We start from the raw sequence: 12,969 nt of genomic DNA on the forward strand, positions 1-12,969 counted from the left end.
CGGCCGGGCCGCCGCCCGTTGTTCGTCGGCTTTGACCCCCCAGACGACGCGGGCAGCACAGAGGAGCCGCCTCCCGGGGGCGGCCCCTCTCGCTTGAGTGTCAGCCGCCGAGGGCGTGACCGCAGGTGGAGCAGAAGTGCGAGTCGGGCTTGTTGGCGGCGCCGCAGTTCGAGCAGTACAGCACCGCCGGGGCGGCAGGTTGAGCTGCGGCGGGTTGAGCTGCGGCGGGTTGAGCTGCGGCTGGGTGGGCGGCGGCCGGTGGAGCCGCGGCCGGTGGAGCTGCGGCTGGTTGAGCGGCGGCCGGTGGGGCGGCAGCCGAAGCGGCCTGCGCCGGAGGCTCGGCCACGGGAGTCGCCTTGAATCCTGTGGCGACCGGAGCGGGTGGCTCGGGCGGCGGGGGTGGGGTGACGGCGGTCGCCGGGGACTCCAGGGTCGCCTCCGGGGTGAGGGAGGAGGGTTGCACCTCGGCCACCGACGCCGGTGCGGGGGCGGCTGCCGGCACGAACGGCGGCGCGCTGGGCGGCGCCGATGAGGCGGGGGCCGGTTCAGCGGGAGGCGCCGACTGCGTGGCCGGGTCGGAGATGGGTGTGGCCGACGAGGGCGGGGCGTATGAGGGCTCGGGCGCCGCCGTGGGGGCGGTTCCGTAGTCGGGAGCTGCCGCCGCGTAGGCACCGCCCTCGGCAGCGGGAGCCGCCGCGGCGTAGCCTGCCGGAACAGGCTGGGGGCCCGGCGGGTAGGGGCCGGCATTCGGCGCGGCTGCCCCACCGGCATCCGCAGCGCGCTGGCGACGACGACGCCGTACGCCCAGAAGCACGAAGAGCAGCACCAGGGCCACGATGATCACGAAGAGCAGGATCGCCCCGAGAATCACCCAGATCACCCAGCCGGTCGTGTTCTCCTGCGGGAAGGCCACGATCGCCTTGCTCTGGTACTGCTGCGCGATGGCGTTGTTGGGCTGGCGGGTGACCACGGCGCCGAGGTCAGCGGCGGCAGCGTGGTACTGGCCGCTGAAATACTCGTCGAGACCCTTGCGGTAGCTCTGGTCGATGTCGCTCAGGGTGTTGTTGACCCCGTTGCGCGACAGCATGGCCGCGATGGTGTCTTGCGCCGCCGCGAAGTTGAGCTGCTGAGTGTCATTCGACGGGCCGAAGCTGACCGTGCCGATGACGTCGCCCTGCCCGTTGACGACCGGGCCGCCGCTCATCCCTGGGCTCATGGTGACGCCGATCTGGGTGAACGGTCCGCCGTCGGTCTGCTGCCGCCCGCTGACCTGGCCCTGTGAGAACGTGGGCTGCGGGTTGCCGCTGACCAGGTCGGTGACGTTGCCGGGGTAGCCGATGGCGTCGACCGTCTCACCGGTGGCCGGCTGGGTGGTCGACACCACCAGAACCGGCAGCGGCGAGGTGGTGTCGATCTTGAACAGGGCGGTGTCGCCCTGGCTCAGCGGCCGGTCGTCGACCAGCACGGCCGAGTATCCCGACGCGTTGTCGTTCGACACACTGACCGCCGGAACCACCGTCATCGCGAGCGTCGGAGGCGACCCGGCGGCAGCGCCCTCGACCGGCCAGCCCTCTTCGGCCCCGGCGTTCAGAAAGGTTGTCTCATCGTCGCTGGTGATGTCGCCGTTCGCCACCTCGTCGGCCAGAAACTGGTCGACGATGGCCTTCTTGCCCTCTGCCGCATCGGCGCAGTGACCGGCCGTCACGATGTAGCCGTCGGGGCTGGCCACGAAGCCGCTGCAGCTGAAGTTGGCGTCGACCTGGTCAGACCAGCCCCCACTGCCGTCGATGGTCGGGTAGTTGACGAACCCCGTCCACGTTCCGCCGAGGTACACCGTTCCGGCTTCGCCGATCGCGGCGATGTGCTCCTGGCTGAGATCGGCGGCGGTGTCGGCGTTCGCCGCCGTCGCACCGACGGCGCCGACCGCCATGCTCGCGCCGGTGATGGCGAGAACCGAGGCGGCCGCGGCCCATCGGCGGTGCCCCCGACCGCGGCGTTCAGCCGACGGAGGCAGAGAATTCGTTCGCATTTCTGTACGCAACATTGCACACATCCAACTCGGCCACCCCATACCAGAGACGCCGGAGAGGGATGGCACGAATTCCGCAGCGGCGTGGATATAACGAAGTGCGCTCACGTTACCAAAGGCCGGTGCGCCGCGGAATCCCCCTGTACGGGGCGGTGCCGAGACGGATGCCCGCCGGCACCCCCCTCGAACACCGCCCCGCTCCCCCGTCAGGCCGCTGCCTGCTCGAGCACCTCGGCGGCGCGCTCGGGGCTGCCTTCGGCGAGGCCGCGGTCGATGGCGGCGCGCGACGCCAGCCACATGCCCAGCCCGATCACGAACACGAGGGCCTCCGAGACGGTCAGCGACCAGATGATGCCCGCCAGGCCGAACCACAGGTTGCCGAGCAGCACGATCGGGATGAACAGCACCCCCTGCGCCATCGACATCACGATCGCGGCCACCGACCGCCCCGTCGCCTGGAAGAGAGACGTGATGAGGCCGGTGAACCCGTTCACGATCATGGCGACGAGCTGGGCGGTCAGAATGGTGACACCGATCGCGAGCACAGACGGGTCGGCCACGAAGGCCGAGAACACCTGGTCGCGAAAGGCGAACACCGAGACGGCCGCGATCAGCACGATGCCGCCTACGGTGAGCGCCGAGACGCGCACCGCCGAGGTGAGCCGGCCGCGGTCGCCCTTGCCGTAGGAGTAGGCGAGCAGCGGCAGCACTCCCAGCGTGACGCCCATCACGAGAAACTCCGGCACCTGTGCGATGCGCACCGCGACGCCCATCGCTGCGAGCGCGCTGTCACCGTAGGCCGCTGCGAGGTTGTTGAGCACGAGCGACGTGACGATCAAGAACGAGGCCTGCAGCAATTCGCCGACACCCACCCCGAACACCGGCTTCAGCACGGCGGGCGCCAGCGTGAACCAGCGCGGCGAGAGGCTCACGTGTTCACTGTTTCGCTGCAGCCAGACCACGAAGTAGACGACCACGCCGACGTTCGACAGGCCCATCGCGAGCGCGGCCCCGCCGACACCCCAGTGCAGCACGAGGATGAACAGCACGTCGAACACCACATTGGCGACGGTCGAGGCGATCAGGCCGATCATCACCTGGCGCGCGGCACCCTCGGCCCGAACGATCTGCTCGAGGCAGAAGGCGGCCGCGAGCACCGGAACGAAGCACAGCATCACGGCGACGTAGGCGCCGGTCGCGGCCACCGCCTGGGCATCCGCCCCCAGCACCGACACGAGCGGACCGAGCAGCAGCAGCCCGAGGCCGCCGAACACGACGCCGGCGATCACCGCACCCCAGAGGGCGAATGACGAGACGTGCTTGATCTCACCGGCTTTGGCCGGGTCGGCCTCAGAGGCTCCGAGCAGGCGGGAGATGAGAGCGCCGCCACCGACGCCGAACACGCCGCCGATGGCCATGACGAGGCCGAGCAGCGGGGTGCCGAAGGTGATGGCGGCAAGCAGGGTGGAGTCGTGCAGCGAGCCGATGAAGCCCGCATTGATGACGTTGTAGACGGCGCCGACGATCATGGCAGCGGCCATCGGCACGCAGAGGTGCTCGAGAGCCCGCACGATGGGTGCGGCCGAGAGGTACCAGCGGTTGCTGCCGACGGCGTCGGCATCGGCCTGGTCGGGCGAGCGGTGTTCCGAGTCGATGTTCGAGGTGTTCATGACTGCTCCTTGGTGGGCAGGTTCGACCTGCTCGAGAGTGTTCCGGGCGCGCCGACGACCGCCGGCACGGTGTGAGAGAAAAGACGGATGCACGGGCCGGCGTCAGGCCGACGGGTGCCGTGACCCGGTTACGACCGGGTGGGTCTGGGCAGCTCTGACGTGATCTTCGTCAGCAGTGCATGAAAGGCGTCACGCTCAGCCTGGTTCAGCGGAGCGAGGATGACCTCCTCGGTGGCGGCCATCGCGTCTTCGAACCCCGAGATGAGGTCGACCCCGGCCGGCGTCGCGTAGACGCGTTTGACGCGCCCGTTGCCGCCCTCGGTGCGCCGCTCGATCAGGCCCCGGCGTTCGAGCCCCTGCAGAAGGCTCGACACACTCGCCGGTGTCGTACGGCTCACCTCGGCCACATCGCGTTGCATCGAACCGGGGTTCTGCACGAGGTAGCCGAGCACGAAGCTCTGTTCGTGGCTGAGTTCGCGTTCGCGCACCCAGTCCTGGCCGGCCTTCATCTGGGCCCAACCGACCCAGCGCATCAGCTCGAGGGTCGTGGTGAGACCAATCTCCGGTTCGTCCATACTCAGAACTCTAACCGTTTGATCTCAAACTGTCAACCTTCGAACTGATCGCTGATCGCGTCCGCACCCTCGGAAGGTCGTCTGCACCGGGGGCGTCGCTGGCCCTGGCTGAGTCGGCCAATCCCGCGGCGGTGCCTGCTCACCCAGGCGCAGTATCACCGCGGCACCCCCGGCCAATAGAGTGAGTATCCTGCCGTGCAACGAGCACGACCGACACTGGGGATACGCCATGACAGACAACCAGCCCTCTTCGCCCGACGACGCACCAGAACCCCACGCCGGGCCGCCTACTCCCCCGAATTCACCCGCCGGGCCGCCCGCCTCCTCGGCACCTCCCGCCGGGCCGCCCGCCTCCTCGGCACCACCCTCCTCACCCCCGGCCTACTCGGCACCTCCCGCCTCACCCCCGGCCTACTCCGCACCCGCGGCCTACTCGGCACCTCCCGCCTACTCGTCCTCACCCGGCGAGTCGCTGGCCGGCCCCGTGCAGGGCCGCCCCCCGTTCAGCGGAATGGCCATCGCCGGTTTCGCGATCTCCTGCGTCTCCCTCTTCATCTTCGGCTTCCTCGGCATCGTCGGCCTACTGCTCTCCGTCGCAGCCCTGCGCCGCATCCGCACCGGCGTCGCCCGAGGGCGCGGCCTCGCCATCGCCGGGCTCGTCATCGGAGCCGTCGCCGCCATCTTCTACCTCGTCGGCCTCCTCCTCCGCCTCGGCAGCTGACCCACGTGACGCGCGACCGTGTGGGCGAAACCGCTTAGCCGGAAATACAGAGCGCGGGGCACAGCAGCGCGGCGGGGAAGTCGCGCGAGTCCGAGCTCGTCCACAGCTCCACTTCGCTCATGGTCGCCGATACCGGCCCCTCCGACGGGTCTGGATGCACGGGTGGATCGACCACGAGCATCGTCAGGGTCACGGTCGACGTCTTTCCCGGCGTGAATGCCAGGGGCTGATAGTCGAATGCGTTGTCGGCGGTCAGGGCGGGAAGTGTCGCGTCGCGTTTACCGCGGTCGGTGGCGACTTCGACGACCTGCACGCTCGCATTCATTTCGTAGTCGGCACCCTTCGCATAGCCGTTCAGCACGCAGATGAGCCGCAGGTCCACGTCGTGCGGCAGGGTCAGCGTGACCGTCGACCCGACGCCGAGCGTTGCGGTGTCAGCACTCACCCACGCAGTCGACCGAGTGCCGTCGACGAGTTGATCGGGCGGGTAGCTGAACGTTCCGCTCGTCGTCGGGTAGCTGAGAGACGCACCTGTGGCACTGATGGAGTTCCCGCTCAGCAGGGTGAGATCCTGGGGGTTCGCGCAGGTGGCCTGATTCGCCAGGCTCTGGGCGAACTGGCCACTGATGTTGGATGCGATCACCGTTGAGGGAACGCCCACGAGCAACCCGCTTATCACCGCCGCTATCAACGCGTCGCGCGCCACCCAGCCGGAGGATCTCTCCCGCTTCGCCATCCCAGCAACCCCTTTCGACCGTTCTCGTTCCGATCGATACCCGAATCGATACCTGGCGGAGCTGCCGCGGTGTCTCCTCCCACCTCGTCGTGGGATCCTTGCATCGAGTTTCGCTCAGATGGTCGCGAGTGAAACCCCCCGCGAAGTGGGTCTGGCGGTGGCCCGCCGAGCGGCGCCGCCGGTGTCAGCCGAGGGCTCTATCGTCGAACGTACGTTGGCCGGAACGCTCTGGAGGGGGCGCAGGTGGTCGGTGACGGGCCCATTCGCATCGGGTGGCACGAGTGGGTGGTCATGCGCAACGATCCGCGCTACCCGGCGGCGCTCATCCGTCGCATCGACCCCGGTGAGCCGACCGAGCACTACCGCGTCGTCAGCTTTCACCACGATCCCGCCCGACGTGAGCTGCTCGGTCGGTTTCGTTCCCTCGAGGCGGCGAACGATTCGGTGCGTTACACCGTCACCGACCGCCAGCCCGGCTCCAACTTCGGCCTCTACGAGAACCGCCCGCGCCCCCGCTGACCGTCACGCCTGCTCGACGTCGCCGACTATGTCAGAGCGTCGAGCCCGATTGCGGTGCCCAGGCCGTCTGTCGTGTAGGCATCGATGAACATGGTGTACACCGGCAGGGTGACCGCCGCCGTCATCGGCGAGCCGAAGGTGGTCATCGGCGAGTGCACGGTGACAACCCAGACGGGCTCCGTTGAAGGAATGGTGACCGTCACGCCCGCGCCGTACAGGTCGTTCGCCTGCTGTGCGGTCATCAGTTGTGCTCGGGTGGGCTCGGTGACGACCGCGTCACCCTGAGCCAGCGCGACAGCCTGACACTCCGGCATCAGTGGGTTGCCGGCCCGAGCATCCGATTGCGGCAGCGGCATCGAGGGCTGCGAGATGTAGGCGCACGGAGCGGGCGAGGCACTGTGAGCGGCGTCAGGGGCCATGTCGTGTGTGAAGGGCCTGAGGATGATCGCGACTGCTGCCAAAGCGAGGGCGCCGGCGCCGACAGCAATGACGATCCACCGCGACCGCTTTCGCTTCTGATTCACGCCCGCATCCCATCGATCGGCAGCACAGCAAGACTAGTCGGCCGAGGGGCGGCCCAGTCGATGTCGATGACCATCAGGGCGAGCAGGGCCCGCCCGACCAATGCCGCCTGGCGGTGGGCGGAACACGACGTGGCCCGCCCACCGCGGGTGAAACCAGGCATTCGGGGGTCAGTGCACCGTTTCATCCCGTGGCCGCTTCGAGACACCGTCGCTAGGAACTCTGGTGAACCGAAACAACCTGCAATTCGGGTTGCAAGACAAACCTACGGTGAACGAGCAGTGACCACATTCCCCAGAACTGGGCCCACCCGAACGGGGCTCGCGAAACGCTCCCACGAAAACGACGCGCTGACGGGCGGTGGTCTGTACGATCAAAGTCGGGGGGCAGCTTCCTGCAGTTCGGGTTGGGGAAGCCTGCCGGGTGCGATGGCACGCTGGCAGTTGCTAGGAACAACTGTCGGCTCACCCGCACCACGACGCGGCCTATGCGGATGACCACTCTCCCGGGCCGCGTCGCCCCTCACCCGTGCAACGCCGCTGTCACACCGCGCAGAAGTTCGGGCTGCCGACGAGTGGGGGTCAACCATTTGGGGGGGTTTGCTCGCCGGTAGCTGACGTCGACTCTACGAAACAATGAGCCACCGGGGTGAGCCCCAGTGAGGGTGCCCCTCGACGGTGCCCCCCGCCCGCGAAATGACACGTTCTTTGGGGGTAGAGGGCACGACGCTCGCCGAGTTATGTTCTTCGTACCCTACGTTTGCGCGCTCACCTAGACCTTGTCGGTTTCGAATCAAACGGCACTGTTCTTGAAGGAAGCGATGACGAATACGCATGATCGGCGCGCACTGGCGGTACTGCTGCGGCCGACCCGGCTCGTGCGCAGTGTGTTTCTCGGCGCGATGCAGCGCCAGGACGACCTGCCGCAACTTCTCCCTGCAACCGAACCTGTATCTGCGCCCCTCGGCCCGATCGACTTCGAGCTGCGGTCACCTGCGCTGTGGTTCACGGCGATCCTCGAAACCCCCGGCGACCCGCCCACGTTCGAACAGCTCGACCTGCCGCGCGAGAGCGCAGAGGCGCCGAAGGAGCTGCGGCGCAGAATGCCGTCGGGGCAGTGGCTGACCTTCTCCCTCGAAGACACCCGGGCGTGGCCGACCGTTGCACGCTACGTGCTGAACTCGCCGCATCGCTGAAACGCCGCACGCTGAACTCTCCGCACCACTGAACTCTCCGCACCACTGAGCACATCGCACGAATGGGCACGTCGCACCACCGTACCTCCAGTTGCACAGTGCCAACACCGCCACTCACGCGACAACCCTCCCGGGTGCATCCTGTTCGGCGCCTCTCCCCCGGTAGCCTGATCTCATGGAGAGCACCGAGCTGGTCACGCTTGTGGTGATCGGCGTCGTGCTGGTGATCGGGGTCGTCTCGTTCTTCGCCAGCCGCATCGGGGTCGCCGCCCCCCTGGCGCTAACGGTCGTCGGGGTCGGCGTCGGCGCGATTCCGGGCCTGCCCCATTTCGAGGTCGAGCCGTCGGTCGTGCTCACGGTCATCCTGCCCCCGCTTCTGTACGCCGCCGCCCGGCAGGTGCCCCTGGTAGACTTCCGTCGCAACCTGCGGGTCATCGGGTTTCTGGCGATCGTTCTCGTGGTGGTGTCGGCTGTGCTCGTCGGCGTGCTGGTGCATCTGCTCTGGCTGACCGTGCCACTGGCTCTCGCGATCGCTCTGGGCGCGGTGGTCGCCCCACCCGACGCAGTGGCCGCGACCAGCCTGGGCAAGCGACTCGGCCTCCCGCCGCGCATCGTCACCATTCTCGAGGGCGAGGGCCTCGTCAACGACGCGACCGCGCTGGTGCTGCTGTCGACGATGCTCGCCATCGTCACCACGACCGTCGAGACCCCGAACGGGTGGATGATCGCCCTCACCTTTCTCTGGGCCGTCGTCGGTGCCGTGCTCATCGGTGTCATTCTCGGGGCCGTAGCCGTAGCGCTCCGACGCCGCATCACCGACCCGGTTCTCGACGCCGCGATCTCTCTCGTGGTGCCGTTCGTCGCGTATCTCGGCGGCGAGTTCGCGCACGCCTCCGGAGTCGTCGCAGTCGTGGTCGCGGGCATCCTGGTCGGCAACCGGGGGGCGTACCGCATCCGCGCCACGTTCCGCCTCGCCGAGGCCGGCACCTGGCGCATCGTCACCCTGCTCGTCGAGAACGCGGTGTTCCTGTTCATGGGTTTCCAGCTCTGGCCGATCGTGAGCGCGGTCGCGAGTGGAAACGAGCTGCTCGGCACCCTCATGGTCGCCGGACTGGTCATCCTGCTGCTCGTCGCCGTGCGGTTCGCCGCCATGCCGCCACTGCTCTGGACGATCCGGCGGCGCTACCGCAAGCGCGCGGCGCGAGCCGACGAGACCAAGGGCCGGTTCGACGACGTCACCGAAGAGGACTTCCAGCGCCGCGCCGCGAACTTCCGCCAGCTCGGCATCAAGCAGTCCCCGCTGAAGAGCCTCGCCCGCGGTGTGCGCGCGAACTTCGGCATCGTCACGAAGAAAGACAAGGCCGCGCGCGACCGCATCGTGGCCCAGCTGGCCGAGCTTGAGAAGAATCCGCCGCCCGAGCCCGTCGAGCTCGATCCCACCGTGCGTGCTCGGTTCTCGGCGACGTTCCAGAACTTCCGCAAGCGCCTCGACCAGCAGAACAACGACCTCACGGCCGAACGCGACCAGGCGCTCGGTTGGCGCGACGGCGTGATCCTGGGGCTCTCGGGCATGCGCGGAGTGGTCACCGTCGCCGCCGTGCAGACCATCCCCGACGGCCAGCCGATGCGCGAGTCGCTCGTACTCATCGCGTTCGCCGTCGCCATCATCACCCTCGTCGTGCAGGGCCTGCTGCTTCCGCCCGTCGTGCGCCGGCTGCGGCCCGTCGGCGACGCACCCGGCAACGAGCGCACTGAGGTCTACGAGCTGCGCCGCCTCATGAAAGACGCCGGTGACTCGGCCGTCACCGCAGCGGTCACCGAGGCCGAAGCGACCGGTGCGCCGGTTCAGGATGGCGTGCTCGACGAGGTGAACGCCCAGGGCCAGATCTGGGTCGGCCGCCTCGAGATCTGGGCGAACGCCGACCTCACCGACCCCGACAACAAGGTGGCGCAGTTCCAGCGTCTGCGCCGCGTGCAGCTCGTCGCCGAACGAGAGACCCTCCGCGACGCCTACGAACGCGGCTCCTTCTCGTCGGAGACGATCGAGGTGCTGCGATCGGCCCTCGACTCCGAGGAGATCTCCCTCGACGCCGTCGACAGCCGCACCACCGAAGGCTGACCGCCGCTATTTCCGATCCGATCTTCGGCCTTCGTTTCGCTGCGCCCGTCGTTCGGAGCGTTGCTCAGCCATCAAGGCTCTGTTGCGTCTCCTGAAATCGGCGTGCTTGGCCGTGTCATCCACCAGAGGTCTCCGCCTGATGACCGCCACCAGACCGACGATGAGCAAGACAACGCCCAGAGGAACAAGAAACAGAACGATCGATTTCGCCCGACCCGTTCCGTCCATGTCGATGTGAGCCATCGACAGGCCCACCAGCAGTCCCACGCCAAGAATCGACATGGCCAGACCGGCGAGAACCAACCACCAGCCGGAGACCTGCTTCACCAATGGATCGTTGTCGTTCACGCCTGCCACGTTACCTTGGCACCCCTACCGAATCCGTGCCGGTAGCGAATCTCTCCTTGTCGCAGGACCCAAGATTGCCGATAGGGGGCAGGGCCCCCGCAGATCTTGAAGTCGAGGCTTTCCAAGTTCGCGCAACCCCGTATCGACGCAAAAGAGAGGCCGACCCCCTCAGCGGGGAATCGGCCTCTGATCTGATCTTTCACTTGTCGGGCTGACAGGAATTGACTCCCCACCGCGCCCTCCAGCCGTCGCCTCGCGACGCCTGGAGCCTCCACGTGGCGTGGGCCCACGAGCAGATTCGCGTCCTACCCAGCCCGCCAACGCAAAATGGGCCGCCTCAGGCGACCCATTTGCGTTGTCGGGCTGACAGGATTTGAACCTGCGACCCCTTGACCCCCAGTCAAGTGCGCTACCAAGCTGCGCCACAGCCCGTGGAGACAACTTGTCTATATTAGCCCCACTTGGCCCGGCCCGCGAAACCGGCACGAGCACGGGCAAGCCGCCGTACCGATACGGTTGCAAGCGCGACCGATGAGAAGGATGCCCCGATGACCATCTCCCAATGGAAGCTCGACGAACGTGAGGGCCGGGTCGACCAAGCGTCGGCAATCGCCCGGGGCCGCGAGCTTCGCCGCACGGTGCCGCGGCGAGCGCACGGTGTCTTCATGCCTGCCGCCGACAGAGACCCGCTGGGCATCCTGAGCCTGCAGGCCGAGAGCCGTCTGCAGCAGCTCATTCCGCTGCGCAACGAACGGATGCTCAGCAGCCCCTTCGCGTTCTACCGCGGTACGGCGGGCATCATGGCCGCCGACCTGGCGAACGAGACCAACACGGGCGTGCGCGTAGTCAGCTGCGGCGACGCCCACGTGAGCAACTTCGGACTGTTCGCGAGCCCCCAGCGCACGATGGTGTTCGACCTGAACGACTTCGACGAGGCCGCCGTCGCGCCCTGGGAGTGGGACGTGAAGCGTCTCGTCGCGAGCGTGGTCGTCGGCGCCCGCGAGTCTGGCTTCAGCGCCGAGAACACCCGCCTCGCGGCCCGCGCCGCCGCCAGGGCCTATCGCGAGGGTCTGCACGACATGATGAAGCTCAGCGTGCTCGACCGCTACTACTCGCGTGTCGACACCGAGGGCGCCGACTCGAACCTCGACTCCGCCGCTCAGAAGGTGCTCGACCGGGCGACCCGGCAGGCCCGGCGGCGCACCTCGCAGGCGTTCGTCACGAAGATCTCTGAGCGGGGGCCGGATGGCCGGCTGCTCATCCGCGAAGACCCGCCGGTGCTCACCCACGTGCCCGAGGCCACCGAAGAGGTCGTGCTGCGGCTGTTCGAGCAGTACAAGCGCACGGTTCCGGCCGACATCGTGTTGCTGCTCGACCAGTTCACGCTCACGGATGTCGCGATGCGCGTGGTGGGTGTCGGCAGTGTGGGCACGCGCTGCTACATCCTCATTCTCACCGGGCCCCAGCAGGAGGCGCTGGTGCTGCAGGTGAAGGAGGCGCAGGTCTCGGTGCTGCAGAGTTTCGGCGGCGAACAGCCCGGCGCGAACTCGCAGCCGAGGGCCGACCCGTACAACCGGGCGTTCACCGGCGACGAGGATGCCCTGCAGGGCCGCCGCGTCGTCGCCAACCAGCACATTCTGCAGGCCGTCTCCGACTCGTTCCTGGGTTACCTGCGGTACGACGGGCGCGATTTCTACGTGCGCCAGTTTCGCGACATGAAGGGGTCGATCGACGTGTCGACGCTGTCATTCGCGCCCTTCGTCACCTATGTCGCCGCCTGCGGAACCCTGCTCGCCCGAGCTCACGCACAGAGCGAACAGGCGCCCGTCATCGCGGGCTATCTCGGCTCGTCGGGCACGTTCGACGAGGCCGTCGTCGACTGGTCGCTTGCCTACGCCGACCAGTCGCTCGACGACTTTCAGGCGTTCGGGGCTGCCGTCAGCTGACCGCGTTCGCCCACGAACACCTCGGTGATGGTCGGCGCATCCTGCGGCGCGTGGATGACCGTGATCTCGTCGCCGGCCACGATGCTGCCCTGCTTCACCACGCGCAGGTACAGGCCGGTGCGCCGTGCCTCGGCGAAGCGCTTGACCCAGCCCCGAGCATCCGCCCCGCCCACCCAGCGGGCGAACGTGGCGCAGGGGGTGCGCGGCGAGGTGACCTCGACGAGCACGGTGGGCCCGATCTGCCAGCGCTCGCCCACCCGGGCGGCGCCGAGGTCGATGCCTGTGACGCGCAGGTTCTCGCCGAACCAGCCGGCCGGCAGTTCGCGGCCGAGCTCGCCCTGCCAGTACTCGGCGTCTTCCTGCGAGTAGACGTAGAGCGCCTGGTCGGGGCCGCCGTGGTACTTGCGGCTGGCCTGCACGTCGGCGTGCAGGCCGAGCTTCTGCACGCGGATCGGGCCGTCGACCGGCCGTTTGTCGATGGCGGTGACGCCGACAGACCCCGCGTCGGGCAACAGGGCGTGCACGACGCAGGCGGCGAGCAGTTCGGGCATTGACGACCTCCGGCGGGTATCGAGGGTGTCAGTCGAGT

At 68.2% G+C, this 12,969-nt stretch carries 13 protein-coding genes and 1 tRNA gene; 5 read left to right on the forward strand and 9 right to left on the reverse strand.

The annotated features are described in order from the left end of the window. Positions 1-100: 100 nt before the first annotated feature. The 3 genes from V3W46_RS02825 to V3W46_RS02835 form a co-directional block, all read right to left on the reverse strand. Positions 101-2,029, reverse strand: coding sequence for a trypsin-like peptidase domain-containing protein (locus V3W46_RS02825; RefSeq protein ID WP_331781574.1), 1,929 nt, complete (start codon positions 2,027-2,029; stop codon positions 101-103). A 206-nt stretch (positions 2,030-2,235) separates the two neighbouring features. Next, complete coding sequence (locus V3W46_RS02830; protein ID WP_331781575.1) at positions 2,236-3,699, reverse strand: MATE family efflux transporter; 1,464 nt, start codon at positions 3,697-3,699, stop codon at positions 2,236-2,238. 128 nt (positions 3,700-3,827) lie between these two features. After that, a complete protein-coding gene (locus V3W46_RS02835) occupies positions 3,828-4,274 on the reverse strand; it encodes a MarR family winged helix-turn-helix transcriptional regulator (protein ID WP_331781576.1) in 447 nt (148 codons plus the stop codon). Positions 4,275-4,503: 229 nt separating this feature from the next. Between V3W46_RS02835 and V3W46_RS02840 the strand changes: the two genes are divergently transcribed. Beyond that, positions 4,504-4,995: a DUF4190 domain-containing protein gene (locus tag V3W46_RS02840; protein ID WP_331781577.1), complete on the forward strand. Its 492-nt coding sequence runs from the start codon at positions 4,504-4,506 to the stop codon at positions 4,993-4,995. A 34-nt stretch (positions 4,996-5,029) separates the two neighbouring features. Here the strand turns inward: V3W46_RS02840 and V3W46_RS02845 are convergent, their stop codons facing one another. Beyond that, the gene (locus V3W46_RS02845) at positions 5,030-5,731 is read right to left on the reverse strand and encodes an NADase-type glycan-binding domain-containing protein (RefSeq protein WP_331781578.1); all 702 of its coding nucleotides are present in this window, start codon (positions 5,729-5,731) and stop codon (positions 5,030-5,032) included. Positions 5,732-5,974: 243 nt separating this feature from the next. Between V3W46_RS02845 and V3W46_RS02850 the strand changes: the two genes are divergently transcribed. Continuing rightward, positions 5,975-6,250 (forward strand): hypothetical protein, encoded by a 276-nt coding sequence (locus V3W46_RS02850; RefSeq protein ID WP_331781579.1) that lies wholly within the window; start codon positions 5,975-5,977, stop codon positions 6,248-6,250. A 26-nt stretch (positions 6,251-6,276) separates the two neighbouring features. Here V3W46_RS02850 and V3W46_RS02855 read toward each other — a convergent pair whose 3' ends face one another. Together V3W46_RS02855 and V3W46_RS02860 are read right to left on the reverse strand one after the other, a co-directional pair. After that, on the reverse strand, positions 6,277-6,774 hold the full coding sequence (locus tag V3W46_RS02855) for a hypothetical protein (RefSeq protein WP_331781580.1): 498 nt from the start codon (positions 6,772-6,774) through the stop codon (positions 6,277-6,279). Next, entirely contained in the window at positions 6,771-6,935 is a 165-nt protein-coding gene (locus V3W46_RS02860; RefSeq protein WP_331781581.1) for a hypothetical protein, read from the reverse strand. The genes V3W46_RS02855 and V3W46_RS02860 overlap by 4 nt, the downstream gene beginning before the upstream one ends. Positions 6,936-7,592: 657 nt before the next feature. Here V3W46_RS02860 and V3W46_RS02865 point away from each other — a divergent pair. Next, positions 7,593-7,967, forward strand: a complete 375-nt coding sequence (locus V3W46_RS02865; protein WP_331781582.1) for a hypothetical protein — start codon at positions 7,593-7,595, stop codon at positions 7,965-7,967. Positions 7,968-8,142: 175 nt separating this feature from the next. Beyond that, complete coding sequence (locus V3W46_RS02870; RefSeq protein ID WP_331781583.1) at positions 8,143-10,086, forward strand: cation:proton antiporter; 1,944 nt, start codon at positions 8,143-8,145, stop codon at positions 10,084-10,086. A gap of 6 nt (positions 10,087-10,092) precedes the next feature. Here the strand turns inward: V3W46_RS02870 and V3W46_RS02875 are convergent, their stop codons facing one another. Further along, a complete protein-coding gene (locus V3W46_RS02875; protein WP_331781584.1) occupies positions 10,093-10,434 on the reverse strand; it encodes a hypothetical protein in 342 nt (113 codons plus the stop codon). Between the two features lie 358 nt (positions 10,435-10,792). Further along, positions 10,793-10,866 (reverse strand) — tRNA-Pro (locus tag V3W46_RS02880). A gap of 116 nt (positions 10,867-10,982) precedes the next feature. Between V3W46_RS02880 and V3W46_RS02885 the strand changes: the two genes are divergently transcribed. Beyond that, entirely contained in the window at positions 10,983-12,380 is a 1,398-nt protein-coding gene (locus V3W46_RS02885; RefSeq protein WP_331781585.1) for a DUF2252 domain-containing protein, read from the forward strand. Here the strand turns inward: V3W46_RS02885 and V3W46_RS02890 are convergent. After that, entirely contained in the window at positions 12,353-12,931 is a 579-nt protein-coding gene (locus tag V3W46_RS02890; RefSeq protein ID WP_331781586.1) for an MOSC domain-containing protein, read from the reverse strand. The genes V3W46_RS02885 and V3W46_RS02890 overlap by 28 nt on opposite strands. Positions 12,932-12,969 lie beyond the last annotated feature (38 nt).

The organism is Subtercola sp. YIM 133946, from assembly GCF_036553535.1.
GTDB lineage: Bacteria > Actinomycetota > Actinomycetes > Actinomycetales > Microbacteriaceae > Subtercola.

What these genes read in the sequence shown, in the direction of transcription:
- V3W46_RS02890 (WP_331781586.1), bottom strand. Translation starts at nt 12,931, where the DNA reads ATGCCCGAACTGCTCGCCGCCTGCGTCGTGCACGCCCTGTTGCCCGAC.
- V3W46_RS02840 (WP_331781577.1), top strand. Translation starts at nt 4,504, where the DNA reads ATGACAGACAACCAGCCCTCTTCGCCCGACGACGCACCAGAACCCCAC.
- V3W46_RS02865 (WP_331781582.1), top strand. Translation starts at nt 7,593, where the DNA reads ATGACGAATACGCATGATCGGCGCGCACTGGCGGTACTGCTGCGGCCG.
- V3W46_RS02845 (WP_331781578.1), bottom strand. Translation starts at nt 5,731, where the DNA reads ATGGCGAAGCGGGAGAGATCCTCCGGCTGGGTGGCGCGCGACGCGTTG.
- V3W46_RS02825 (WP_331781574.1), bottom strand. Translation starts at nt 2,029, where the DNA reads ATGCGAACGAATTCTCTGCCTCCGTCGGCTGAACGCCGCGGTCGGGGG.
- V3W46_RS02835 (WP_331781576.1), bottom strand. Translation starts at nt 4,274, where the DNA reads ATGGACGAACCGGAGATTGGTCTCACCACGACCCTCGAGCTGATGCGC.
- V3W46_RS02870 (WP_331781583.1), top strand. Translation starts at nt 8,143, where the DNA reads ATGGAGAGCACCGAGCTGGTCACGCTTGTGGTGATCGGCGTCGTGCTG.
- V3W46_RS02830 (WP_331781575.1), bottom strand. Translation starts at nt 3,699, where the DNA reads ATGAACACCTCGAACATCGACTCGGAACACCGCTCGCCCGACCAGGCC.
- V3W46_RS02885 (WP_331781585.1), top strand. Translation starts at nt 10,983, where the DNA reads ATGACCATCTCCCAATGGAAGCTCGACGAACGTGAGGGCCGGGTCGAC.
- V3W46_RS02860 (WP_331781581.1), bottom strand. Translation starts at nt 6,935, where the DNA reads ATGCCTGGTTTCACCCGCGGTGGGCGGGCCACGTCGTGTTCCGCCCAC.